We start from the raw sequence: 21,521 nt of genomic DNA, 5'->3' as shown, positions 1-21,521 counted from the left end.
CGAAAGGGAGCGTGCGATCCAAGTAAATCGAGATGAATGAACGCCTAAACAAAAATTAGTGTATATAATTTAAATTAGTACCTGGTACTATAGTCTAATACTAATATGATAATACGTCCGGTAAAAAATTGTCAATCCATGCTTTTGTAATTTGCACGATTGGGGAATTCGTCATTCTTTTTAGGACAAGCTGATAACAAGATGCAAGGAGTGGAAGTATCGGAAAAACCTATCGGCATAACATCAGGCGGTCAGCGCATGCTAACATTGTTGGCACCTCAATTATGAACTGAACAAGGAGGAACATTGATGCGAGCAAAAGCAGTTTTGCTAACGTTGACGGCAGCATTAGTGATGACAATGGGGCTTACAGGTTGTGGAAATCGGGACAATATGTCCACGAAGAGTGTGCGTCAGCATAATATGAATTATGGCAATGATGGTGTAAGACCGCTCGGAACGGATCATCGTTATAACGCGAACCGCTACAATACGAACTTCTCGGGTGATGGACTACGTTCCTATAACATGAATCAGTTCAGCCCAGATGGTTATACACGCGGTTACGGTTATGATGGAGGTTACCGCACCAATAATTTCAACAATGGTACGTATGGACAGTATGGTACGTATGGTTACAATGGTTCGTATGGTAACAATGGTACGTATGGTAACAATGCCTACGGAGGGCGCTACGGCACTCATTCCGCGAACAAGCTGGAAATGAACCAAAAACTGGCCAAAAAAATCGCTTCTATTAAGGGTGTGAAGTCGGCACATGTCATGATGACGAACAACAACAATGCTTATGTTGCTGTTGTAACTGATCATACATCTAAAGGAGTTCACAGCAAGAGCGTTAAGCCTGGACATGGACCACGGCCATACTCTGCTGGCAGCCTCGGTTCTTATGATGGTACATCTAATGTGAATGATAACATATCTGGTGACTTGAAGGCACATATTGCCAACGCGGTGAAGAAGGAAGATCCGAGCTGCAATAATGTGTATGTATCTGCCAATCCAGACTTCGTCAACCGCATGAATGAGTACAGCAAGCAAGTAGGTGCAGGCCATCCGATTGCAGGATTTGCTAATGAATTCTCTGAGATGGTGTACCGTTTGTTCCCAACCAATGTAACGAATCAATCGTACAATCATCCAACTCGCTTGCACAATATGGCTCCAGGAACAGGAACAACAGGAACTCGTTAATTTCACGCTTCGAACGGACTTCATTCCTCACTCTGTTGAGGGCGGAGTCCTGTTTACATAATCGGATAAGGGTAGCATTTGACGAACATAAGGAATTATACTGTTTTAGCCAAACAAACACGTTAGTTAGCCCATTTTTGCGCATTACCGCACCAAGTGTAATGGCCCTTCATAGTATAAATTTGACTGTATCCCTAAACCTTGTTAAATTACAAAAACTCGGGCAAGGAGGGGTGACACTTGAAGGGTAGCGATCACAAAAATAAGTTTCTACTGACTAATCGTGAGCGCGAAGTTTTTGAATTATTAGTTCAGGACAAAACGACCCGTGATATTGCACAACAATTGTTCATTAGTGAGAAAACCGTTCGAAATCATATTTCGAATGTGATGCAGAAATTGAATGTAAAAGGTCGTTCGCAAGCGGTAGTCGAGCTAATCAAGCTTGGGGAGTTAAAAATCTAACAATAAGCTAAGCCCATCGCCCTGACAATTCAGCCTTCTGGAACACATCGGTTGGTGTGGGAAGGAAGGTCTTTGATGAGTAGGTCCGGATGACAGACTCGGATAGATTCGAGCGTATACCCATGCTGCATAGAACGAGCATCGTGGCAAGTACGCTTTATTTTTTGTTCCGATGGTCATGCCCTGCAATCAACAAATGGCTTCCCGAATACGATGCAGGTATCGTTTCGGAAAGCCATTCTTTTTTATGCGGATATGGTTGTAAACAAGGTATGATAACAACAGCTGCTTACATATGCGTGCTGCCTTTTACCCATACGCGTTCAATGTTCAGATCAGCATCTGTCCATACCAAGTCAGCTTGCTTGCCAACTTCGATGCTGCCTGTATAGCCGTCGATTCCAATTTGCTTCGCAGGATTCAAGCTTGCAAGGCGTGATACTTCATGCAGCGGGAGTCCGGTAAATTGAATCATATTCTTCACAGCCTGAATCATCGTAAGCGTACTGCCTGCGAGCGAACCGCCGTCAGTCAATCGGCATACGCCTTCCTTCATCGTTACAGCGAGACCGCCAAGATCATACTGTCCATCAGGCATACCAGCTGCGGACATCGCGTCTGTAATCATTACGAGCTTGCCGGAAGCCTTCGTACGGCTCAGCATCTTGATGCAAGCAGGGTGTACGTGAATTCCGTCGGAGATAATCTCAGCTGTAATGCGGTCATCGGTAAGCACGGCTCCGGCTACACCTGGATCACGATGGTGGATTGGAGTCATTGCGTTGAACGTGTGAACCGCTTGGTTCAGACCAGCATTGGCTGCGGCCGTCACTTGATCGTACGTAGCTGCTGTATGTGCTGCAGCAGCATTTACGTCGTGAGCGCGAAGCCAGCGGATGGCTTCCGTAGCGTTGTTACGCTCAGGCGCTAAGCTCACTTGCTTCATCAGGCCAGGGAAGCGTGCATGCCAATCCTCGAACCAGTCGATTTGAGGATCGATCATGTAGATATCGTTCTGTGCGCCCTTGTACTTCGGATTCACGAACGGACCTTCCAAATGAACGCCTGCCAATTGAGTATACTTCATGCCTTGCTTGATGTAGGCATCAACCGCTACCATAACACGATCCAGTGCTTCATGAGATTGTGTCATCGAAGTAGCGAGCATAGCAGTTGTACCGTGCTCCATATGGAACTTCGTAATTTTATCGTAAGATTCGGCATTTGCATCCATGAAGTCTGCGCCGAAGCCGCCATGAATATGCAGATCGACAAAGCCTGGTAGCACCCAGCCGCCCTTAGCGTCTACTGCTTCCTTGCCCCAAGCATCCTGCTCAGGCTGTGCCAATTCTGACCACTTTCCAATAAAGGAAATAAGGCCATCTTCTACCCGAACGACTCCATCATACAATACGCCGTTCGGTGTTACGACATTTGCATTGGTTAGGGTAAACGTTGAATTAGCCATGGAAATGTTGTGCCGCCTCCTTGTCAAGCAAAACTACTACATTCGGATGAGTTTGCAACAATGATGCCGGAACTTCTGTCGTAACCGGGCCAGTCAAAGCGCGATGAACAATGTCAGCCTTGTCCGCACCGCGAACAACGAGCATAATCATTTTAGCCTTCAAGATCGAGCCAACGCCCATTGTTACCGCTTGTGTTGGCACTTCATCAATGGAATCGAAGAAGCGCTTGTTCGCTTGACGAGTCTCTTCTTTCAATTGGACAAGATGTGTGCCTGCATGCAGATTTTGGTCTGGTTCGTTGAAGCCAATGTGACCATTGTGGCCAAGGCCGAGCAGCTGCAGGTCGATGGATGCATCAAAGAGCATCTCATCATATTGCTTGCACTCTTGTTCCAAGTCGGCTGCATTGCCGTTTGGTACACGAGTGTTCTCTTTATTGATATCGATATGATCGAACAATTGCTTGTTCATGAACGACATGTACGATTCTGGATGGCCTTCAGGCAGACCAACGTATTCGTCCAGGTTGAAGGAACGCACATTTTTGAAGCTTACATACTTTTTCTCATTCAGGCGAATCAGCTCTTGGTAGATGCCGATTGGCGTACTGCCAGTTGCCAAGCCGAGTACGGCATTAGGCTTTGTCTGGATGAGGCTTGCAAAGATGCCTGCAGCGATTTGGTTTAATTCCTCGTTTGTTTGGAACGTTAAGATGTTCATGAACTGAGTTACCTCCCTTTATCTTTACGGTACTTTCGTACCATGCGATACGACTGTTCTAGCTTCGGAATATGATCATCGAACTGCTCCGTGACCATTCCCGCGAACAAAATATCAATTATATGGAGCTGTGCGATACGGGAAGCCATGTCACCGCGACGCATGCCTTCTTCGAGAGAAGAAGCAGATAAATGAATATCAGCAAGACTAGCGAGGCGATTAGAACCAACCTTCGTTAGTGAGATGGTGGTCGCGCCGCGCTCCTTGGCGCATTGCAGCGCATCGATCGTCTCGGGTGTCTCTCCAGAATAGGAGATGGCGAACGCCACATCAAGCTCATTCAAGTTGGCGGCAGATGTAATCTGCATATGCGGATCGGAGAAGCAGGTCGCGCGTTTGCCAACACGAATCAGCTTCTGGTAGAAGTCCAGTGCTACGATACCGGACGTTGCCATTCCGTACAGATCAATCTGTCTTGCCTGCTGAAAAGCATGCATTGCCCGCTCTAGCGTAACCATGTCTAATAGCCGCGTCGTGTCGGATATCGAGCGTATATGATTGGACTCGATGGCCGTAATAATATCGCGCAGCGGATTACCTGCGATAATGTCCTGATAGGATAGTGGTGTGGACTGCTGTGCCATGTCGGCCGCCAGCTTCGTCTTGAAGTCCGGGAATCCACGGAAATGAAGGGTTTTACAAAATCTAGTGACGGTTGCGGGTGAAGTGCCGGATTGTTCAGCCAGCTCTGTGATGCCCATCGTCACTACATTGCCCGGAAACTGCAAAATATAGTCCGCCACTTTGCGCTCCTGCGGGTGAAAATCTTGAACCTGCTGCCGGATCGCATGCAAAATGCTCGACAAAAATATCATCCTCTTACGTGAAAAATGGTGAAAATAATTTTAACCATATATCTAATCTTGATGAAAATTATTTCAATATCATCATAGTCAATCCACAGCAGAAACACAAGCTGATTATGCAAAATACCACAATTTCCTCACAAATCATTTCGCGACCGTCAATTGCTCGAATCCGCATGATTGTCCAGCTGCCGCTGCTCCCGGAAATCACGTGGCGCTATGCCAAGGCGAGTTTTGAACGTTCGATGGAAATAGGAGTAACTTTGAAATCCACACATTTCAGCAATTTGCTCCAGCGGCATATACCCATGCAAAATCCGCTCGCAAGCCATCGTCAATCGGAGTTGGATGGCATAGTCCATGACGGATTGATGGAATGTTTCTTTGAAAATATGTGATGCTCTGGACACACTTAGCTGCACGCGGGTTGCTACATCCTGCAGCGTAAACGGCTCCGTAACATTCATTTCAATATAATGCTTCATTTGATGGGCGACCTGTTCACTGCGATTGCGATTCAAATAAGAGGGATGTGCGCGTTCATTTAAGGTTCTCTCCAACATGCGGAAGTAAGCAAAGCTTAGGTGTCTAACAATATCGTTCATGTTGTGGCTTCCATAAAGCCGCTGCTCCTGCATAATCTCCCGCCATATCGACAGAAGACGATCGTCGATTCCGATGTCTACCTTGCCGTGAGTGGTAATCTGGTTCCACCACGCTTGTATCCATGGACCATTCAATATGAAGTAGTAGTCGAGGCTGTGCACTTTTTTGTGAGGGATGCCTGATTCGGGGTGGCGGTACCCTATTTTCAAATCATAATGAGAGCCCGGTGACAGCATGAGCATATCGCCAGGTGTAATTTCCGTATATTGATCATCCATCCAGACATGAGCATTGCCTTCCAACTGTATGCGAATGAGGTAATGCTCCAGCTTAGGGATGACGAGAGTGAATGGCTTCGTGTGTCTCGCATGCCCGGAGTACATAATCGTAAATTCTTCTTGATTGATAGCAGATTGCGACATATTCTCCTCCATCATGTCCATATATAGGTGTCTACGCTCTTTACAAAGAGTATAGCAAAGATAGCAAGATTGTTCATGTTAAAAGGATATCCTTCATTCACACCCCGAAAGCAATGTGGCACAATGAAATCAGTTCATTGAAAACCTTTTCAAAAAGTAAGCCGATATCATAATCGTTCATAACGATTTATACAAAATGAGGTGGATCCATTGAAAATTGGAGTACAGCTTTATACATTGCGCGATGAGATGCAAAAAGACTTTATCGGAACACTGGAGCAAGTGGCGGCTATGGGCTATGAAGGTGTAGAATTTGCCGGCTACGGCGGATTGGCGCCGGAGAAATTAGCAGGTGAACTGAAGCGCCTGAATTTGAAGGCGGCCGGGTCTCATGTCAGCATCGAGCAATTGACTGAACACCTAGATGAGCAAATTGAAATGAATCTTGCCATCGGCAACCGGAACATCATTTGTCCGGGAATTCCGAAGCTGCACGAAGCCGATGAAGACATCTTGGAAGAGTCGGTTCGCGCGCTTGCAGCTGTTGCGGAGCGACTTGCAGCGCATGGAATTAAGCTGGGCTATCACAATCATGGATATGAATTTGAAGCTAAGATTGGGCAGGAGACGGTATTTGATTTGCTGTTCAGGAAGCTGCCTGAAGACAGTCTCTTCGCGGAACTGGATGTTTGTTGGGTGAAGCATGGTGGTTTCAACCCGTTGGAAGTAATCGCTCAATATTCAGGTCGTGTTCCGTTCATTCATTATAAGGATCTCAAATATGATGGAGAAGGCAAGCCAATGACAATGGAGCTTGGTCAGGGTGAACTCGATTTAGTGGGTGTAGCTCAAGCTGCTCGAGAAGCAGGAACGGAATGGCTTATCGTAGAGCAGGATGATTGTCAGCGTGCACCACTTGATAGCGTGCGCGGAAGCCGTCAATGGATTAAGGACAATCTCGGACTTTAATAGAAGACTTCAAGAGAAAACTTCAAGAGGTATGACCTCTACACATATTACAGTTGAATACAATGACCTACACCATCAATCTAAACTCGGGAGGAATAGATTCATGTCAAAAGTATATAAAATTGCGATTATCGGATGCGGCGGCATTGCCAATGCCAAGCACATGCCTAGCTTGGCCAAGCTGAAAAATGTTGAAATGGTAGCATTCTGCGACATTGTTGAGGAGCGTGCGGTTGAGGCGAAAGAAAAGTACGGCACACCGGATGCTAAAGTCTATACCGATTATAAGGCCGTATTGGAAGATAAGAGCATTGACATCGTCCATGTATGTACGCCGAATGATTCCCATGCAGAGATTACAATTGCTTCGCTGGAGAGCGATAAGCATGTATTGTGTGAGAAGCCAATGGCGAAGAAGGCGGAAGATGCACGCCGCATGGTTGAAGTGGCGAAGCGTACAGGCAAGAAGCTTACAGTAGGCTACAATAACCGCTTCCGCAGTGACAGCCGCTATTTGAAGAAGCTGTGTGAAGAGGGCACCTTGGGTGAGATTTATTTCGCCAAAGCGCATGCGATTCGTCGCCGCGCGGTTCCTACATGGGGCGTGTTCTTGGATGAAGAGAAGCAAGGCGGAGGCCCGCTTATCGATATCGGTACACACTCGCTGGATATGACGTTGTGGATGATGGACAACTACGAACCGCATATCGTGCTTGGCAAGGCTTATCATAAGTTGAGCGGCCGTGAGAATGCAGCGAATGCTTGGGGTTCATGGGATCCAGCGAAGTTCACGGTTGAAGATTCCGCGTTCGGGATGATTGTGATGAAGAACGGAGCGACAGTTATTTTGGAATCCAGCTGGGCGCTTAACGTAACATCCAACATCGAAGCGAAGTGTACGCTATGCGGTACAGAAGGCGGCGCAGATATGAATGACGGCTTGACGATTAACGGGGAAAGACACGGCCAACTGTACGATCAAAAATTCCATTTGACTGCGAGTGGCGTTGATTTCTATGAAGGTGATTCTGATAATCCGCCAGATGTAGAGATGCATATGTGGATTGATGCGATTGAAAATGACAAGACGCCAATCATTACGCCGGAACAAGCGTGCGTCGTTTCTGAGATTTTGGAAGCCATTTACGAATCCTCGCGCACAGGCAAAGCAATTTACTTTGACTAATCGGAATAAGCAGCACGAATGCACATGAATCGTACCGAAGGAGGCAAAGAACACTCATGAAATTAGGCGTATTCTTAGTTCTGTACGGACAATTGCCATTAGAAGAGGCATTGGATACAGTAGCAGCTAAAGGTGTGGAAGCTGTTGAGATAGGTACTGGCGGGTATCCAGGCGCGAAGCATTGCAACCCCCATGAACTGTTAGCGAGTGAGGCGAAGCTAAAGGCATTTAAGGAAGCTGTTGCTTCCCGGGGCTTGACGATCAGTGCGCTAAGCTGTCATGGCAATCCGCTTCACCCACAGAAGGATATTGCGAAGCAGTATCATGAAGATTTCATGGCGACGCTGGATCTCGCCGCGAAGCTGGAAGTGCCAGTTGTGAACGGCTTCTCCGGCTGCCCGGGTGACCATGAAGGCGCGAAATACCCGAACTGGCCTGTGGCACCATGGCCTACAGATTATCAGGAAATTCTGGACTGGCAGTGGAAGGAAAAGGTTATTCCGTACTGGACAGAGGTGGGCAAGTTAGCCACTGAACGCGGCTTGAAGATCGGACTCGAGCTGCACGGCGGCTTCTCCGTTCACTCGCCAGGTACGATGCTTCGTCTCCGCGAAGCGGCAGGCGAGGCAATCGGAGCGAACCTTGACCCGAGCCATATGTGGTGGCAAGGCATAGATCCGGTACAAGCAATCCGTATTCTGGGGCAGGCGAATGCCATTCATCACTTCCATGCCAAGGATACGACCATTGATCCTGTGAACATCCATAAGCACGGGATAACAGATATGCAGTCTTATACGATGATGTTGGATCGCGCTTGGCAGTTCCGTACTGTTGGTTATGGTCATGATACGAAGACATGGGCTGATATAATTAGTGCCCTTCGCCTTGTCGGTTATGACTATGTTGTGAGCATAGAACATGAGGATGGCTTGATGTCCGTTGATGAGGGCTTCACGAAAGCTGTTGAGAATTTGAAGCCGATCTTAATGAAGGAACCGATTGGTGAGATGTGGTGGGTCTAGGCCTCAAATCATGCACGCCAAGTAACGTGATATAGGCATCGCATCTTCCTCGTTCTCGTGCATCAATGGATGAATGGAAGGTGCGATTGCTTTTCTAAATAAGATGTTGTCAGTAATGAGCTTATCTATATGAATGGACAAAGGAGCATGCAGCGATGACAAAACAAAACGTAACGATCTGGAATGAATACAGACATGAACAACACAACAAGACCGTAGCTGATATTTATCCGCAAGGGATTCATACAGCGATCGGCGAGGGACTGGGTCAGGAGTTTCATGTGCGCTATGCAACGCTCGATATGCCTGAACATGGGTTGACTGAGGAAGTATTGAATGAGACAGACGTATTGATTTGGTGGGGGCATAAGGCACACGAAGAGGTGGACGAGGCGATTGTAGAGCGTGTCTATCAACGCGTGCTCCACGGGATGGGGCTAATTGTACTTCATTCCGGTCATTTCTCGAAAATTTTCAAGAAGCTTATGGGAACCGGCTGTGATTTGAAATGGCGTGAAGCGAACGACAAGGAACGGTTGTGGGTTGTAGCTCCAGGGCACCCGATCGCAGAAGGAATTGGGGAGTATATTGAGCTTGAAGCGGAAGAAATGTACGGCGAGCACTTCGACATTCCGGCACCGGATGAGCTTGTATTCGTCAGCTGGTTTACTGGCGGAGAAGTATTCCGCAGCGGCTGCTGCTATCAGCGCGGCATGGGCAAAGTCTTCTACTTCCGTCCAGGTCATGAGACATATCCGACCTATTACAATGAGCAAATTCGTCGTGTCATCGCCAATGCGGTGAAGTGGGCTAAGCCGTCGGAACGCACATATCCGAAGTATGGCAACGCTCAACCGCTTGAACCATTGAATTAATGGGACAAGTTAGACAACATGCACGGATTTCGTTGAGATATCATCATACAGCCTAATGTAATTTGAAAGAAAGAGTGGGTATAAACATGACATCAATTGAATCTTCACAACCATTACGCGTCGGAGTTGTTTCAACAGGCAACATATTCCGTGGGGCGCATATGCCTGCATTTCTCTCAAACCCGCATGTTCAGATCGTCGCTGTATGCGATCCGCATAAGCCATCTGCTTGCGAAGTTGCGGATCAAATTGGTCAGGTTCGAGTCTATGAAGACTGGCAGGAGATGCTTGAACACGAGGAGTTGGATATTGTAGATATTTGCTCCCCGAACTATTTGCACGCTCCAGTTGCGATTGCTGCCTTAGAAAAAGGGTTGCACGTATTCTGCGAGAAGCCTGATGCGACGAATCCAGAAGATGCGGTACGTATGCAGCAGGCTGCCGAGAAGTCGGGCAAAGTGCTGATGGTCATGCGGAATAATCGTTTCCGCTCGCGTTCTCAATTTCTAAAACAGTACATTGATGAAGGACAGATGGGGCAGATATACACGGGAAGATGCGGCTGGGTGCGCAGATATGGCATTCCAGGTGCAGGAGGCTGGTTCACAACCAAATCCAAATCTGGAGGAGGGCCTCTGATCGATTTGGGTGTGCATATGATCGACTTGGCCATCTGGCTGATGGGCAATCCGAAGCCAGTTGCAGTATCAGGAGCGACATACGGCCATTTCATGGATAAGGCTGCTCCGTCAGGGAGTCGGGATACGTTCAATGTGGAAGATCTGGCAACTGGATTCATTCGCTTTGACAATGGGGCGACGCTCCAGCTGGAAGTAAGCTGGGCTTCACATATCGAGAAGGAACAATCGTTCGTGGAGCTGCGCGGGACACAAGCTGGCTTCAGCCTGCATGATAATGAGCTTCAGATGTTCACAGTTGCTGCTGGCAAGCATATGAACATGAAGCCCGAAGGATTCACAGATGGATCAGGACATAAGGAGAATGTGGATCACTTTGTCGATGTAATATTAGGCAAAGCTGATCCGATATTCACACCAGAACAGGGTGTAGACATGATCCGCATACTAAATGCGATTTATGAATCGGCGAAGCTTGGCCAAGAAGTAAGATTGTCTCTATAGCCATTCATGCTGATGTAAACCTGAGTACAAATGTGCTGTACGCTCATTTGTACTCAGGTTTTTTTGTGTTCAACAAGCACATCCTAAAAATTACGTTTGGTTCATGGTGTGACAACTTGCGTCATTGCCGGGAAGCCGTGTTGCCTATTCTGCCGTGAAGGCGTCGGAGTTCCAGTTTGCCCAGCAGCAGGACGAGCATTTCATCTTCACCGGCCCGCCGCAGGGTGGACACTAGAGGGGAAAGTATGGCATCCTGAGAAGGATGGATGCATTCATATAATGCCATCTCCTTGGAATGCAAATCGTTCCGTACTGACGATCAGATCTGGGTTCGATTTGAGATAGAGGCTGTCTTTGGATTGCGCTATTTGCAATCACTGTACTTATATGGAGAGCGATTCAGCGGAGACGGAAATAACGGAAACTAAGGGAGGAGCCATCTCCAATGAATTTGAAGAGAAATCGATCGATAGGTGTAAAGATCATAGGGGGCGCCTTATTTATTGTATTAATATGGGTTGCTGCGGATATGTGGTATTCAGACACGAAACAGGTTGCTGCTGTTCCTCTGCAGCTAACGGAGCAGCAATCGCCGCTCCTGTTGTTTGTCGCGAAACACATGATGAGCAGCGATGGCGGAGTCTTTACGAATTTGCGTGACGACTTGCCCGAGTCAGAGCATCAAGCAGCCAATCATCAGATGCTCTCAGAATCAACAGGGCTGATGATGTTGTATGCAGTACAGATGAACAATCGTAACCTGTTCGATAATCAGCTCGCGTTCTTGCAGCGGCGTCTATTAGCGGAGAAAGGCTACGTCCGCTGGCGCTACTCCCCTAAGCATGAACCGACTGACGTTAATGCGGCAGTCGATGATCTGCGTATTGCTCGGGCACTGCTCGATGCGGATCAATTATGGGGGGTCGAGGAAGCAAGACGGATCGCGAAGGGAATCAGCAAGACGCTGTTGGATGGCAATGTGAGCAAGGACTACATGTTCGACCATTATGATTGGAAGTATAAATCCCGCTCAGACCGTGCAACGATCTCCTATATGGATATTCATACGATGGGAATGCTGGCTGTGTTCGATAAGAAGTGGGAGACGGTTCGGAATAACAGTTTGCAGCTAATGAAGAAGGGCTCGATTGGGAACGGGTTGTTCAAGACGTTCTGGACACCTGATCAAGGTTATTCGTCAACGGGATCCATCAATATGATCGATTCCTTATATACTGCGTTGTACTTGGCGGAAGAAGGCGAGGATGTAAGTGCGACAATTCGATTTCTGAAACAGGAATGGAGCCTCCACAAAGGGAAGATCCCGAGTGTATACGCAGAGGATGGGAGTGTCCGAGAAACCTTCGAATCTCCATCAGTTTATGCGCTTGCTGTTCGGATCCTCCAGCTGAAGAATGAGCATGAACTTGCGGAGCAATTGAAGCGGAGAATGTATGCATTTGCCGTGCAGCGTTCCTCCTCGCCGAATTTCGGCGGTTTCGTCGAAGAGAAGGACAATAGTGCCTTCTCATTCGACCAGCTGCAAGTATTGTTGACGGAAGTCAATCCTGTAGGAAGCAAGAAGAATGAAATCAAGGGAAAGTGAAGTAAACGGAAACGAAATCTACAAGTAGATACGATGATGGATGAACTGGGTTAGGTTATAGGACAGGGACTGCCATGGCAGATAGTCACTTATCTGTTGGGCGGTCCTTTTACATAATAGAAATAGGTAATGCTGTAGGAAACATTGCTTTTAGATCCTAACTCGATACAATGAAATGGAGAAATAAATTGAGGTGACAGGTATGAAAGAATGGTACGAGCGGAGTTTCGGTCGCGACTATTTAGTTGTATATAAACATCGTGATTTTCAAGGGGCCGCACAAGAAGTGCATCGGATGATGAAGTGGCTGGAGCTGCCCGAAGCAGCCTCTGTGCTGGATCTATGCTGTGGGATGGGCAGGCACTCACTGGCGCTCGCGGAAGCTGGGTACAAGGTGACAGGAGTAGATTTGTCTGAGGTGCTTCTACGAGAGGCGGCGAAGCTGGATGAAGAGCATGTCGTAACCTTCTTGGCAGGGGACATGAGAGAGCTGCCAGTGGAGGGGGCGTTTGATGCCGTTGTGAATTTATTTACGTCTTTTGGATATTTCCAAGCGGATGAAGACAACGGCCAGGTATTCCATGAAATTCACCGGGTGCTCCGGCCGGGCGGGCAATTTATTATAGACTTCTTAAATCCGAGCTATGTTATGCAGCATCTGGTTCCAGTATCTGAGCGCCAGGATAAAGGGACATGGATTCAAGAGAAGCGGCATATTGAGAATGGATTCGTGAAGAAGGAAATTACGTTGACGGATGAGGGTACAGGGGAACAGCGCCATTATGAGGAGCGTGTTAGACTGTATGAATTAGGCGATTTCCATCATATGATTGAAGAGGCAGGGTTGCAAATGGAGAAGGTATATGGTGGGTATGATGGTTCCTTATACAATGAAGCCGTTTCTTCTCGACTCATCATGGTTGGAACACGTCCGGAGTAAGTCCGAACTAGCAATTGGCAGCGATAACATGGGTGCATTAGACCAGTATAGATGATTAAATGTGACTCAATCTGTGGATGAGGGGGAACAAGTAATGAAGTTGCAGCAGGTGAATGCGAATATTTATGTAGCCAGAATGCCGCTTCCTAACTCACTTCGGTGGGTGAATACCTATTTGCTTCATGGCTCAGCAGGCTGGACTATCATTGATCCGGGGCTTCGTAACAATGAGACAGAGAGTGCATGGGTCAGCTTAATGGGGGAAATGGACATTCATGCTGGCAATACGGCTTCCATTGTGCTGACGCATTACCATCCAGATCATAGCGGGATTGCCGGCTGGCTTCAGCAGCAGTTGTCCGTACCCGTATGGTTGTCGGAAATAGGCTGGAATCACGTTGAGAGGCTGTGGGATGGGAAATCTCCTATGACTGTGGACATGCAGCAGTTGTACCGTAAGCATGGGGCGCCGATAGCGGTAGTGGAATCCATCGGAGTACATATGGATAGCTTCATTCCCCAGGTAACCCCGCTGCCCGATATATCGTTCATTAGGGATGGAGATTTGGTGACGCTAGGGGATGATGCTTGGCAGGCACTTGAGACAGGAGGGCACGCTCCAGGCCATATGAGCTTCTATCATGCGGAAGAGCGTATAATATTGTGTGGTGATCACGTTCTGCCGCAAATAACGCCGAATGTCAGCTTCATGCCGAATAGTGATCCCGAGCCACTGCAGTCCTTCCTCATCGGGCTTGAGCTTCTTGCTGCTCTGGATGTAGAACTGGCGCTTCCAGGGCATCGACATCCATTCCAACATTTCAGGAGTCGTGCGGAAGAGTTAATCCAGCATCATGAAGCACGTCTGCAGGAGATGCAGGTCGTGCTCCACAAGCCGATGACAGCCTACGAGCTGTGCTGTATCAGCTTCGGTACGCTGGATCGTCTAACTGTGCACCAATTCCGCTTTGCAATGGGCGAGACTCTGGCTCATCTCGTCGAACTTCAACGGCGCGGCTTAGCGATGACTACTTCTGCTTCTGGCGAGTTCATGCTGTGGAAGTCATCATAAACTACAAAGATTGCATTTCTTGCTCGCGTTCCGCCTGCTTGCGGTGAGCAATTCGACTGCTTGCCGCAGCGGCAATGGCGCCTACGATATCATCAAGGAACGTATGGATCTGCCCGCTATCCTTATTGTTTAATCGTTCCAAGACTCCTGGCTTCAGTTTATCGACATATCCGTAATTGGTGAATCCGATGCTTCCATATACATTAACAATGGAGAAGGCTAGAATTTCGTCCACGCCATACAGACCCTCATCATTCTCAATCATTTCCTGCAGCGCGGGTGTCAGCTTCCCTTCTTCTGCCATGATATCAAGCTGGATACCGGTCAGAACCGCATTTTGAACCTCGCGTTTGCGCAGCACCTGTTCCACATTGTAGATACAATAGTCGATTGTCAATTCAGGGAAATATTTTTGCTGCAAGAACATAACCAACTCTGCAATTTCTTCTACGCGAACTCCTCGTTTGCGCAGCCACTCGCGTGTCTCAGCTTCGACTTTCTCACTGTCTAGGCTATACGCCTTGGCAGTATGTTTATGATCTGTCACGGAAGTCACCTCTATCTCTTGTCATCATTCCTATACCTATCATTTTGCACCATTGCATGAGGAAAGTATACGACAATGATATACCCAATCCCTGCTTTCCTTACACTCTTTCTCTTGTATTTTCTCGTTGCAATATAGAAACCTCGTCATGTTTTGGACAGCCCTCTCGTATATATAGGTGTATGACGAAGGGACGCCTTATGCACGCTTTATATAAGGAGATAGGCTCCCGCTGATCACACGATAGATGCATAGAGGAGGTTGCTTCGCCTATGGTGCGGACACAATATTTCCGACAAGGTGTACTGGCAGCAGTACTGACGCTGCCCTTGCTATTAACAGCTTGCAATGGCACGAGCGGTGCGATCGATCCGCCGCCAGCAGATGTTGAGGCTAAGATGATGACTGCAACAGATGGTAAGAGCGAATTAACTGTTAATCCAATGGATGCAGCGCAGCAGCAAGCGAATATGACGATATATGCACAGGATCGCCATGGCTACTTGGCTCCAATATCGTATCAATGGAATTCCGAGGATCCGGCGGTAGTGGCGCAGGCGTCACTGGAGATGCTGGTGAAGGACGGGGTGCATAAGGGAATGCTGCCTCCAGGCTTTACGGCTACGCTGCCGAAGGGGACGAGCTTGAAGGTAACGCTCAAGCCGGAGCAGAAGACTGCATTTGTGGAATTATCGAAGGAGTTTGCCACTTACGACAAGAACGATGAGCGCAAGGTGATGGAGTCTATCACGTGGACGCTTACTTCTCTGCCGAATGTAGATCAGGTGCAATTATGGATGGATTCTAAGAAGCTGTCTGAGATGCCAGTAGACCACACCCCAATGGATACGCCGCTTTCCAGACAATTAGGAATTAATTTAGAGAAGGATTTGTCGGTCAATTATCTGCGCTCCATGCCGGTTACGTTGTATTTTTCCAGTTACAGTGAAGAGGGGAAGGCCTATTTTATTCCTGTGACTAGACTGGTTGAGCCATCATCGGATTCAGTGAGAGCAACACTGGAACAGATGATATCCGGGCCGTTGAATAAGAAAGCGATGAACATGGTCATGACCAAAGAAACGAAAATTAATGATATTTCGTCTAATGGCGATACACTGACAGTGGATCTCGCTGATACGATGTTCGAAAAAGGGGATCAAGTTCCTGCAGAATTGGTGAAGGCGGTTGTTCTATCGCTTACTGAACGGCAAGGTGTGAAGAAGGTTCAGTTGAAAATAAACGGCAATATGGATATTCAAGGAACAGACAAGATAAACTATTCGGAGCCGGTCACGCGGCCTGTTGTAAATATGGCTTGGAAAGGATAGATGCTTTTCGCCAAGCTCTTTGGTAGAATAGGGGATGTTACTTTTTACGGACGACAGTGGAAATGTAGGAGGCACTATTAAATGAGAAGCAACGGACGCAAGGCGGATGAACTCCGCCCGGTTACGATTCGAACAAACACGAACAAATACGCGGAAGGATCCGTATTCATCGAAGTAGGCGACACGAAGGTGCTGTGCACGGCTACGGTTGACGAGAAAGTTCCTCCTTTTATGAAGGGGCAAGGCAAGGGCTGGATTACGGCAGAATATTCGATGCTCCCACGTGCAACGCAGACACGCAACCAGCGTGAAGCGAACCGGGGCAAGTTAACTGGCCGTACGATGGAAATTCAACGGCTGATTGGGCGGGCTCTACGCTCGGTTGTTGACTTGCATGCATTAGGTGAGAGAACAATTACGCTTGATTGCGACGTTATTCAGGCTGATGGTGGTACACGTACCACTTCCATCACCGGTTCCTTTATTGCGATGGCAATGGCGATTCATAAAGTGGCGAACCAGCATTCATTGAACAAATACCCGATTACAGATTTCCTTGCTTCGGTTAGCGTTGGTGTCATTCAAGGAAATACGCTTCTTGACTTGAATTACGAAGAAGATTCTTCAGCGAAGGTCGATATGAATGTTGTGATGACAGGACAAGGCAAGTTCGTTGAAGTGCAAGGTACGGGGGAAGAGAGTCCGTTCTCCCGTGAAGAGCTTAACCAACTCCTTGCTAGCGCGGAGAAAGGGATCTTGGAGCTTGTTGAGATGCAGAAGGAAGCACTTGGCCCTATTGCAGACAAGATCGCTGCACGGGCAGCATTGGAGCGTGGGGAGGCAGCCGGTCATGCATCTAGCAAGTGATACGATCATTATTGCGACGAGCAACCAAGGCAAGCTGAAGGAATTTCAGCTTGCTTTCGCCTCGCTTGGCAAGCGTGTGCTCAGCATGGCAGACTATCCGCAATTGCCTGAAGTAGTAGAAGACGGAGATACCTTCAAGGCAAACGCGCTGAAGAAGGCGCAGGAAGTCGCTGAAGCGATTCAACTTCCTGTTCTTGCTGATGATTCAGGACTTTGTGTGGAGCGCTTAGAGGGTGCCCCTGGCGTGTATTCTGCACGATATGCTGGTGGGCATGGCGATACGAAGGCGAACAATGCCAAGCTTCTCGAAGAGTTGGAGAAGCTGCCGGTATCCCGTACAGAACATGAGGAGCTGGGAGAAGTAGCAGAGCATGTACGGAGTGCGGCTCAATTCGTCTGCTGCCTCGTGCTGTATGATCCAGCAGAGAAGCGGTATGTCGATGTCACGGGCACATGTGATGGATTCATCATTGATGAGGCGCGTGGAGAGCATGGATTTGGCTACGATCCGCTCTTCTATGTTCCTGCATTCGGCAAGACGATGGCGGAGCTGTCTCCAGAGCAGAAGCAGAGCATTAGCCATCGCGGCAACGCGATTCGCAAGCTGCTTGAAGTGATGAAGGCGGAGCAAGCTGAGGTATAGCCGCATTGTGCATCTTGATCCCGCATGTTGAATGCTGAAAACACTGAATACTGAATAAATTGAATGTTGATATTAAATTCAGCATGTTACATAACTGCATGTTGGCATGATGCCTGCTTCTCTTGGTGGGAACAACTGCAACAGAACCATTTTCAACGGCATAACAAGCATCGGAGGGCACCTGACTACATAGTTAGTTAAGTTGTCCTTTTTTTCATATCAAAATACTCAGGATTTATACTTTCCAACAACGGAAAAATATGAGAAAATAATGGGCAATAAGGCGAAGGAGGATTGGTTGAAGATGAGTGAAGCTCCACGTGAATTCGGATTTGAAACTTTAGCTGTACATGCTGGACAGGAGGTTGACCCGACTACATTGTCCCGCGCGGTTCCACTGTATCAAACAACGTCTTACGCGTTCAAGGATACTGATCATGCTGCGGATTTATTTGCTCTGAAGGAATTTGGCAACATTTATACACGGTTGATGAATCCTACAACAGATGTGTTTGAGAAGCGGGTTGCTGCCTTGGAAGGCGGTGCAGCGGCGCTGGCTACTGCCTCTGGTCAGGCTGCGATTACGTACGCTATATTGAATATCGCGGGAGCAGGGGATGAGATTGTCTCTGCGACGAGTCTGTATGGCGGAACGTATAATCTGTTCTCGACAACATTAGCGAAGCTCGGCATTACGGTTCGGTTCGTTGATTCCAGCGATCCGGAAAACTTCCGCAAGGCGATTACGAGCAAGACGAAGGCGCTGTATGCGGAGGTCATCGGTAACCCTAGGGGCGATGTTCTCGATATCGAGGCAGTAGCCGATATCGCACATGAGCATGGTATTCCGCTCATCGTAGATAATACATTCCCAAGCCCATTTCTGCTTCGTCCCCTTGAGCATGGTGCGGATATTGTAGTTCATTCCGCAACGAAGTTCATTGGCGGTCATGGCACCTCGATTGGCGGGGTAATCGTAGATGGAGGCAAGTTCGATTGGGCTGCCAATGATAAGTTCCCAGGATTGACAGAACCGGATCCTAGCTATCATGGGGTTGTATATACGGATGCTGTTGGGCCAATCGCATACATTATTAAGGCCCGTGTGCAATTGCTGCGCGATATGGGAGCTGCCATATCTCCATTCAACGCATTCCTGCTTCTTCAAGGGCTTGAAACGCTTCACCTGCGTATGGAGCGCCATAGCGAGAATGCATTGAAGGTTGCTCAGTTCCTTGAAGCACATGAAGGTGTGCAGTCGGTCAGCTACAGTGGTCTGTCAAGCCATCCATCTTATGAGCTTGCACAGAAGTATTTGCCGAAGGGCCAGGGTGCCATCTTAACATTTGAGATTAAGGGCGGAATCGAAGCAGGACGCCAAGTGATTAATCACGTCAAGCTCTTCTCTCATCTTGCGAATGTTGGTGATTCGAAGTCGCTCATTATCCATCCTGCCAGCACAACGCATCAGCAATTGAGTGAAGATGAGCAAATTGCTGCAGGTGTAAATCCAGGACTTATTCGTTTATCTATCGGTACGGAATCCATTGACGATATATTATTTGATTTGGATCAGGCGATCCGTGCAAGTCAGCCTGCTGCTGTCAAATAAGAAGCCATAAAAACAAAGACACACGGACGATACGCTGCTGCGTATCCCGTGTGTCTTCTTTTTATTGGATGAATGAGCTATTGTGGGCTTCAGGTTACCATGCTACACGAATGCGGTATTCTCGCAGCCAAGTGTCCATTTGAAGCAAATAAGCAAATAATTGAGGGCCGGACATCAGTTGACCGAACCAAGGAAAGTTCGAGCTCGCTTCCTCGGAGGCTGCGATACTGCGGATTCGCTCCACATTCACAAATTGATGGAGTGGGGATGATGTATCATCCAGCCGCTCCAACGCAAGACGACGAACGGTATTCAAGTAGTTCGGATTGTGGGTTTTCGGATAAGGGCTCTTCTTGCGGTACAGCACATCTTCCGGCAATACGCCTTCAAGTGCTTTGCGAAGCAGACCCTTCTCTCGCCCACCATATGTCTTAATGCTCCATGGAATGTTGAATACATACTGGACGAGGCGGTGGTCTGTATAAGGTACACGAACTTCTAATCCTACCCCCATGCTCATTCTGTCCTTGCGATCCAGCAAGGTAGGCATGAAGCGGGTAATATTGAGATAGGACATGACCCGCATCTTGGCGGCTTGTGCATCTTCGCCAGGCAGCACGGGGACTTCGCGAACGGCATCTGCATACCGATCGGCTACGTACTGCTCTGCGCGAAGCAAGGAAGCGACTTCAGGCTTCAGGAGGCTGGAACGCAGTGGGGTAGCTAGTGCCCACGGGAAGGTACCGGCATTCAGGGCATCTTCTCGATGGAACCAAGGATATCCGCCGAATACTTCATCGGCCGCCTCGCCGGAGAGAGCGACAGTGGCGCCTTGCTTGATTTCCTTACAGAATAAGAGGAGAGAACCATCAATATCGGTCATGCCTGGCAAATCACGAACCTTCACAGCCTGTTCTAGGGAGGCGACAAGCTCAGGGGTATCGAATTTGATCCAATGATGGGTTGTGCCAAGTTCCTCCACCATACGGTAAATCCAGGGCTCATCGGCATTGGGCTGAAATGCATGGGATTGGAAGTACAGATCGTTATCAACATAATCGACCGAGTACGTATGCACTTGGCCAAGATTATGCCGCTCGTAATGTTGAACGGTAAGGGCCGTCAGCGCACTGGAGTCCAGCCCGCCAGATAACAAGGTGCAGACGGGTACATCAGAGATGAGCTGCCGCTCAACGGTATCCTCCAGCAGCTCACGCACATGTCTAGCTGTCTGTTCGGCGTCCTCTTCATGCGGGATGCTCTCCAGCTTCCAGTAGCAATGAATTCTAAGACCATCCGGACTGTACTTCAAGGTGTGGCCTGGCCGCAGTTCTGATAGCGCTTGGTATATACCGTGTCCCGGGGTTCGAGCGGGACCAATCATCCATATTTCAGCGGCTCCCTCCAGCCCGATGACCGGTTCGATGTCCGGGTGAGCAAGCAATGATTTAGGCTCAGAACCGAATGCGAACCAGCCCTCGCCCTGTGAATAGAACAATGGCTTCACCCCGAGCCGATCACGAGCCATGAACAGATGTCTTTCCGATTCATCCCATATTGCAAAGGAAAAGATACCGTTAAATCGTTCAACACAAGCCTCTTTCCACTCCAAATAGGCAACAAGCAGCACTTCCGTATCACACTGCGTGGCAAATGAATGCCCGCGGCTGATTAATTCCGTTCTTAATTCCATCATATTGTACAGTTCGCCATTATATACAATGGCAAACACCCCTTGCTCCGTGTGCCGAATCATCGGCTGGGCGCCATTCGCGGGATCAATGACAGATAAGCGCCGGTGCCCCAGCGCACATGAACTGGTTAACCATGTTCCCTTCGCATCCGGCCCACGAGAGGATAATGTTGCGGTCATTTGTTCGACAACGCCAGAACATTGGGTCAAATCACGGTTCCAGTCAATCCATCCTGTAATTCCACACATG

General features: G+C 48.2%; 21 protein-coding genes. 15 read left to right on the top strand and 6 right to left on the bottom strand.

Translation table 11 applies throughout. From position 1 onward, the window contains the following. Positions 1-309 precede the first annotated feature (309 nt). Both PBN151_RS26675 and PBN151_RS26670 read left to right on the top strand, forming a co-directional pair. Positions 310-1,215, top strand: coding sequence for a YhcN/YlaJ family sporulation lipoprotein (locus tag PBN151_RS26675; RefSeq protein ID WP_072731616.1), 906 nt, complete (start codon positions 310-312; stop codon positions 1,213-1,215). 240 nt (positions 1,216-1,455) lie between these two features. Continuing rightward, positions 1,456-1,680 carry a helix-turn-helix domain-containing protein gene (locus PBN151_RS26670; protein WP_005547175.1) on the top strand — a complete coding sequence of 75 codons (225 nt, stop codon included), beginning with the start codon at positions 1,456-1,458 and terminating at the stop codon, positions 1,678-1,680. Between the two features lie 289 nt (positions 1,681-1,969). Here the strand turns inward: PBN151_RS26670 and nagA are convergent, their stop codons facing one another. The 4 genes from nagA to PBN151_RS26650 all read right to left on the bottom strand — a co-directional run bounded on the left by nagA (position 1,970) and on the right by PBN151_RS26650 (position 5,763). Further along, on the bottom strand, positions 1,970-3,148 hold the full coding sequence (nagA, locus tag PBN151_RS26665; RefSeq protein ID WP_021252360.1) for an N-acetylglucosamine-6-phosphate deacetylase: 1,179 nt from the start codon (positions 3,146-3,148) through the stop codon (positions 1,970-1,972). Continuing rightward, positions 3,141-3,869 (bottom strand): glucosamine-6-phosphate deaminase, encoded by a 729-nt coding sequence (nagB, locus tag PBN151_RS26660; RefSeq protein ID WP_072731615.1) that lies wholly within the window; start codon positions 3,867-3,869, stop codon positions 3,141-3,143. Before nagB ends, nagA begins: the two co-directional genes overlap by 8 nt. An 8-nt stretch (positions 3,870-3,877) precedes the next feature. Further along, the gene (locus PBN151_RS26655; RefSeq protein ID WP_021252358.1) at positions 3,878-4,735 is read right to left on the bottom strand and encodes a MurR/RpiR family transcriptional regulator; all 858 of its coding nucleotides are present in this window, start codon (positions 4,733-4,735) and stop codon (positions 3,878-3,880) included. A gap of 158 nt (positions 4,736-4,893) precedes the next feature. Then, a complete protein-coding gene (locus PBN151_RS26650; protein ID WP_072731613.1) occupies positions 4,894-5,763 on the bottom strand; it encodes an AraC family transcriptional regulator in 870 nt (289 codons plus the stop codon). Positions 5,764-5,973: 210 nt separating this feature from the next. Here PBN151_RS26650 and PBN151_RS26645 point away from each other — a divergent pair, with 210 nt between their 5' ends. The 9 genes from PBN151_RS26645 to PBN151_RS26610 all read left to right on the top strand — a co-directional run bounded on the left by PBN151_RS26645 (position 5,974) and on the right by PBN151_RS26610 (position 14,578). Continuing rightward, entirely contained in the window at positions 5,974-6,732 is a 759-nt protein-coding gene (locus tag PBN151_RS26645; RefSeq protein WP_175560805.1) for a sugar phosphate isomerase/epimerase family protein, read from the top strand. A 103-nt stretch (positions 6,733-6,835) separates the two neighbouring features. Next, entirely contained in the window at positions 6,836-7,918 is a 1,083-nt protein-coding gene (locus tag PBN151_RS26640; protein WP_021252355.1) for a Gfo/Idh/MocA family protein, read from the top strand. A gap of 56 nt (positions 7,919-7,974) precedes the next feature. After that, entirely contained in the window at positions 7,975-8,943 is a 969-nt protein-coding gene (locus PBN151_RS26635) for a sugar phosphate isomerase/epimerase family protein (RefSeq protein WP_021252354.1), read from the top strand. A gap of 155 nt (positions 8,944-9,098) precedes the next feature. Beyond that, positions 9,099-9,818, top strand: coding sequence for a ThuA domain-containing protein (locus tag PBN151_RS26630; RefSeq protein ID WP_065292008.1), 720 nt, complete (start codon positions 9,099-9,101; stop codon positions 9,816-9,818). Between the two features lie 86 nt (positions 9,819-9,904). Further along, entirely contained in the window at positions 9,905-10,960 is a 1,056-nt protein-coding gene (locus tag PBN151_RS26625) for a Gfo/Idh/MocA family protein (protein WP_083545342.1), read from the top strand. A gap of 266 nt (positions 10,961-11,226) precedes the next feature. Beyond that, positions 11,227-11,388 carry a hypothetical protein gene (locus tag PBN151_RS31560; protein ID WP_174811209.1) on the top strand — a complete coding sequence of 54 codons (162 nt, stop codon included), beginning with the start codon at positions 11,227-11,229 and terminating at the stop codon, positions 11,386-11,388. Positions 11,389-11,405: 17 nt separating this feature from the next. Next, a complete protein-coding gene (locus PBN151_RS26620) occupies positions 11,406-12,566 on the top strand; it encodes a glycosyl hydrolase family 8 (RefSeq protein ID WP_072731612.1) in 1,161 nt (386 codons plus the stop codon). Positions 12,567-12,768: 202 nt separating this feature from the next. Continuing rightward, positions 12,769-13,506: a class I SAM-dependent methyltransferase gene (locus PBN151_RS26615; RefSeq protein ID WP_036590195.1), complete on the top strand. Its 738-nt coding sequence runs from the start codon at positions 12,769-12,771 to the stop codon at positions 13,504-13,506. Positions 13,507-13,600: 94 nt separating this feature from the next. Continuing rightward, complete coding sequence (locus PBN151_RS26610; RefSeq protein WP_072731611.1) at positions 13,601-14,578, top strand: MBL fold metallo-hydrolase; 978 nt, start codon at positions 13,601-13,603, stop codon at positions 14,576-14,578. Position 14,579: 1 nt separating this feature from the next. Here the strand turns inward: PBN151_RS26610 and PBN151_RS26605 are convergent, their stop codons facing one another. Further along, positions 14,580-15,125, bottom strand: coding sequence for a phosphatidylglycerophosphatase A family protein (locus tag PBN151_RS26605; protein WP_021252348.1), 546 nt, complete (start codon positions 15,123-15,125; stop codon positions 14,580-14,582). Between the two features lie 272 nt (positions 15,126-15,397). Here PBN151_RS26605 and PBN151_RS26600 point away from each other — a divergent pair, with 272 nt between their 5' ends. The 4 genes from PBN151_RS26600 to PBN151_RS26585 all read left to right on the top strand — a co-directional run bounded on the left by PBN151_RS26600 (position 15,398) and on the right by PBN151_RS26585 (position 19,578). Then, complete coding sequence (locus PBN151_RS26600; RefSeq protein WP_072731609.1) at positions 15,398-16,456, top strand: GerMN domain-containing protein; 1,059 nt, start codon at positions 15,398-15,400, stop codon at positions 16,454-16,456. Between the two features lie 81 nt (positions 16,457-16,537). After that, complete coding sequence (gene rph / locus PBN151_RS26595; RefSeq protein WP_021252346.1) at positions 16,538-17,323, top strand: ribonuclease PH; 786 nt, start codon at positions 16,538-16,540, stop codon at positions 17,321-17,323. Further along, positions 17,307-17,966, top strand: a complete 660-nt coding sequence (locus PBN151_RS26590) for an XTP/dITP diphosphatase (protein WP_072731608.1) — start codon at positions 17,307-17,309, stop codon at positions 17,964-17,966. Before rph ends, PBN151_RS26590 begins: the two co-directional genes overlap by 17 nt. A gap of 304 nt (positions 17,967-18,270) precedes the next feature. Next, complete coding sequence (locus PBN151_RS26585) at positions 18,271-19,578, top strand: homocysteine synthase (RefSeq protein WP_072731641.1); 1,308 nt, start codon at positions 18,271-18,273, stop codon at positions 19,576-19,578. 94 nt (positions 19,579-19,672) lie between these two features. On the opposite strand, the gene asnB is transcribed toward PBN151_RS26585, so the two are convergent. Continuing rightward, a complete protein-coding gene (gene asnB / locus PBN151_RS26580; protein ID WP_072731606.1) occupies positions 19,673-21,520 on the bottom strand; it encodes an asparagine synthase (glutamine-hydrolyzing) in 1,848 nt (615 codons plus the stop codon). Position 21,521 lies beyond the last annotated feature (1 nt).

The sequence above is a fragment of the Paenibacillus sp. NAIST15-1 genome (genome assembly GCF_001894745.1).
GTDB lineage: Bacteria > Bacillota > Bacilli > Paenibacillales > Paenibacillaceae > Paenibacillus_B > Paenibacillus_B suaedae.
This window is presented reverse-complemented; position numbering and strand designations above follow the sequence as displayed.

What these genes read in the sequence shown, in the direction of transcription:
- PBN151_RS26640 (WP_021252355.1), top strand. Translation starts at nt 6,836, where the DNA reads ATGTCAAAAGTATATAAAATTGCGATTATCGGATGCGGCGGCATTGCC.
- nagA (WP_021252360.1), bottom strand. Translation starts at nt 3,148, where the DNA reads ATGGCTAATTCAACGTTTACCCTAACCAATGCAAATGTCGTAACACCG.
- PBN151_RS26625 (WP_083545342.1), top strand. Translation starts at nt 9,905, where the DNA reads ATGACATCAATTGAATCTTCACAACCATTACGCGTCGGAGTTGTTTCA.
- PBN151_RS31560 (WP_174811209.1), top strand. Translation starts at nt 11,227, where the DNA reads ATGCATTCATATAATGCCATCTCCTTGGAATGCAAATCGTTCCGTACT.
- asnB (WP_072731606.1), bottom strand. Translation starts at nt 21,520, where the DNA reads ATGTGTGGAATTACAGGATGGATTGACTGGAACCGTGATTTGACCCAA.
- rph (WP_021252346.1), top strand. Translation starts at nt 16,538, where the DNA reads ATGAGAAGCAACGGACGCAAGGCGGATGAACTCCGCCCGGTTACGATT.
- PBN151_RS26635 (WP_021252354.1), top strand. Translation starts at nt 7,975, where the DNA reads ATGAAATTAGGCGTATTCTTAGTTCTGTACGGACAATTGCCATTAGAA.
- PBN151_RS26675 (WP_072731616.1), top strand. Translation starts at nt 310, where the DNA reads ATGCGAGCAAAAGCAGTTTTGCTAACGTTGACGGCAGCATTAGTGATG.
- PBN151_RS26585 (WP_072731641.1), top strand. Translation starts at nt 18,271, where the DNA reads ATGAGTGAAGCTCCACGTGAATTCGGATTTGAAACTTTAGCTGTACAT.
- PBN151_RS26590 (WP_072731608.1), top strand. Translation starts at nt 17,307, where the DNA reads ATGCATCTAGCAAGTGATACGATCATTATTGCGACGAGCAACCAAGGC.
- PBN151_RS26615 (WP_036590195.1), top strand. Translation starts at nt 12,769, where the DNA reads ATGAAAGAATGGTACGAGCGGAGTTTCGGTCGCGACTATTTAGTTGTA.
- PBN151_RS26600 (WP_072731609.1), top strand. Translation starts at nt 15,398, where the DNA reads ATGGTGCGGACACAATATTTCCGACAAGGTGTACTGGCAGCAGTACTG.
- PBN151_RS26620 (WP_072731612.1), top strand. Translation starts at nt 11,406, where the DNA reads ATGAATTTGAAGAGAAATCGATCGATAGGTGTAAAGATCATAGGGGGC.
- nagB (WP_072731615.1), bottom strand. Translation starts at nt 3,869, where the DNA reads ATGAACATCTTAACGTTCCAAACAAACGAGGAATTAAACCAAATCGCT.
- PBN151_RS26650 (WP_072731613.1), bottom strand. Translation starts at nt 5,763, where the DNA reads ATGTCGCAATCTGCTATCAATCAAGAAGAATTTACGATTATGTACTCC.
- PBN151_RS26610 (WP_072731611.1), top strand. Translation starts at nt 13,601, where the DNA reads ATGAAGTTGCAGCAGGTGAATGCGAATATTTATGTAGCCAGAATGCCG.
- PBN151_RS26630 (WP_065292008.1), top strand. Translation starts at nt 9,099, where the DNA reads ATGACAAAACAAAACGTAACGATCTGGAATGAATACAGACATGAACAA.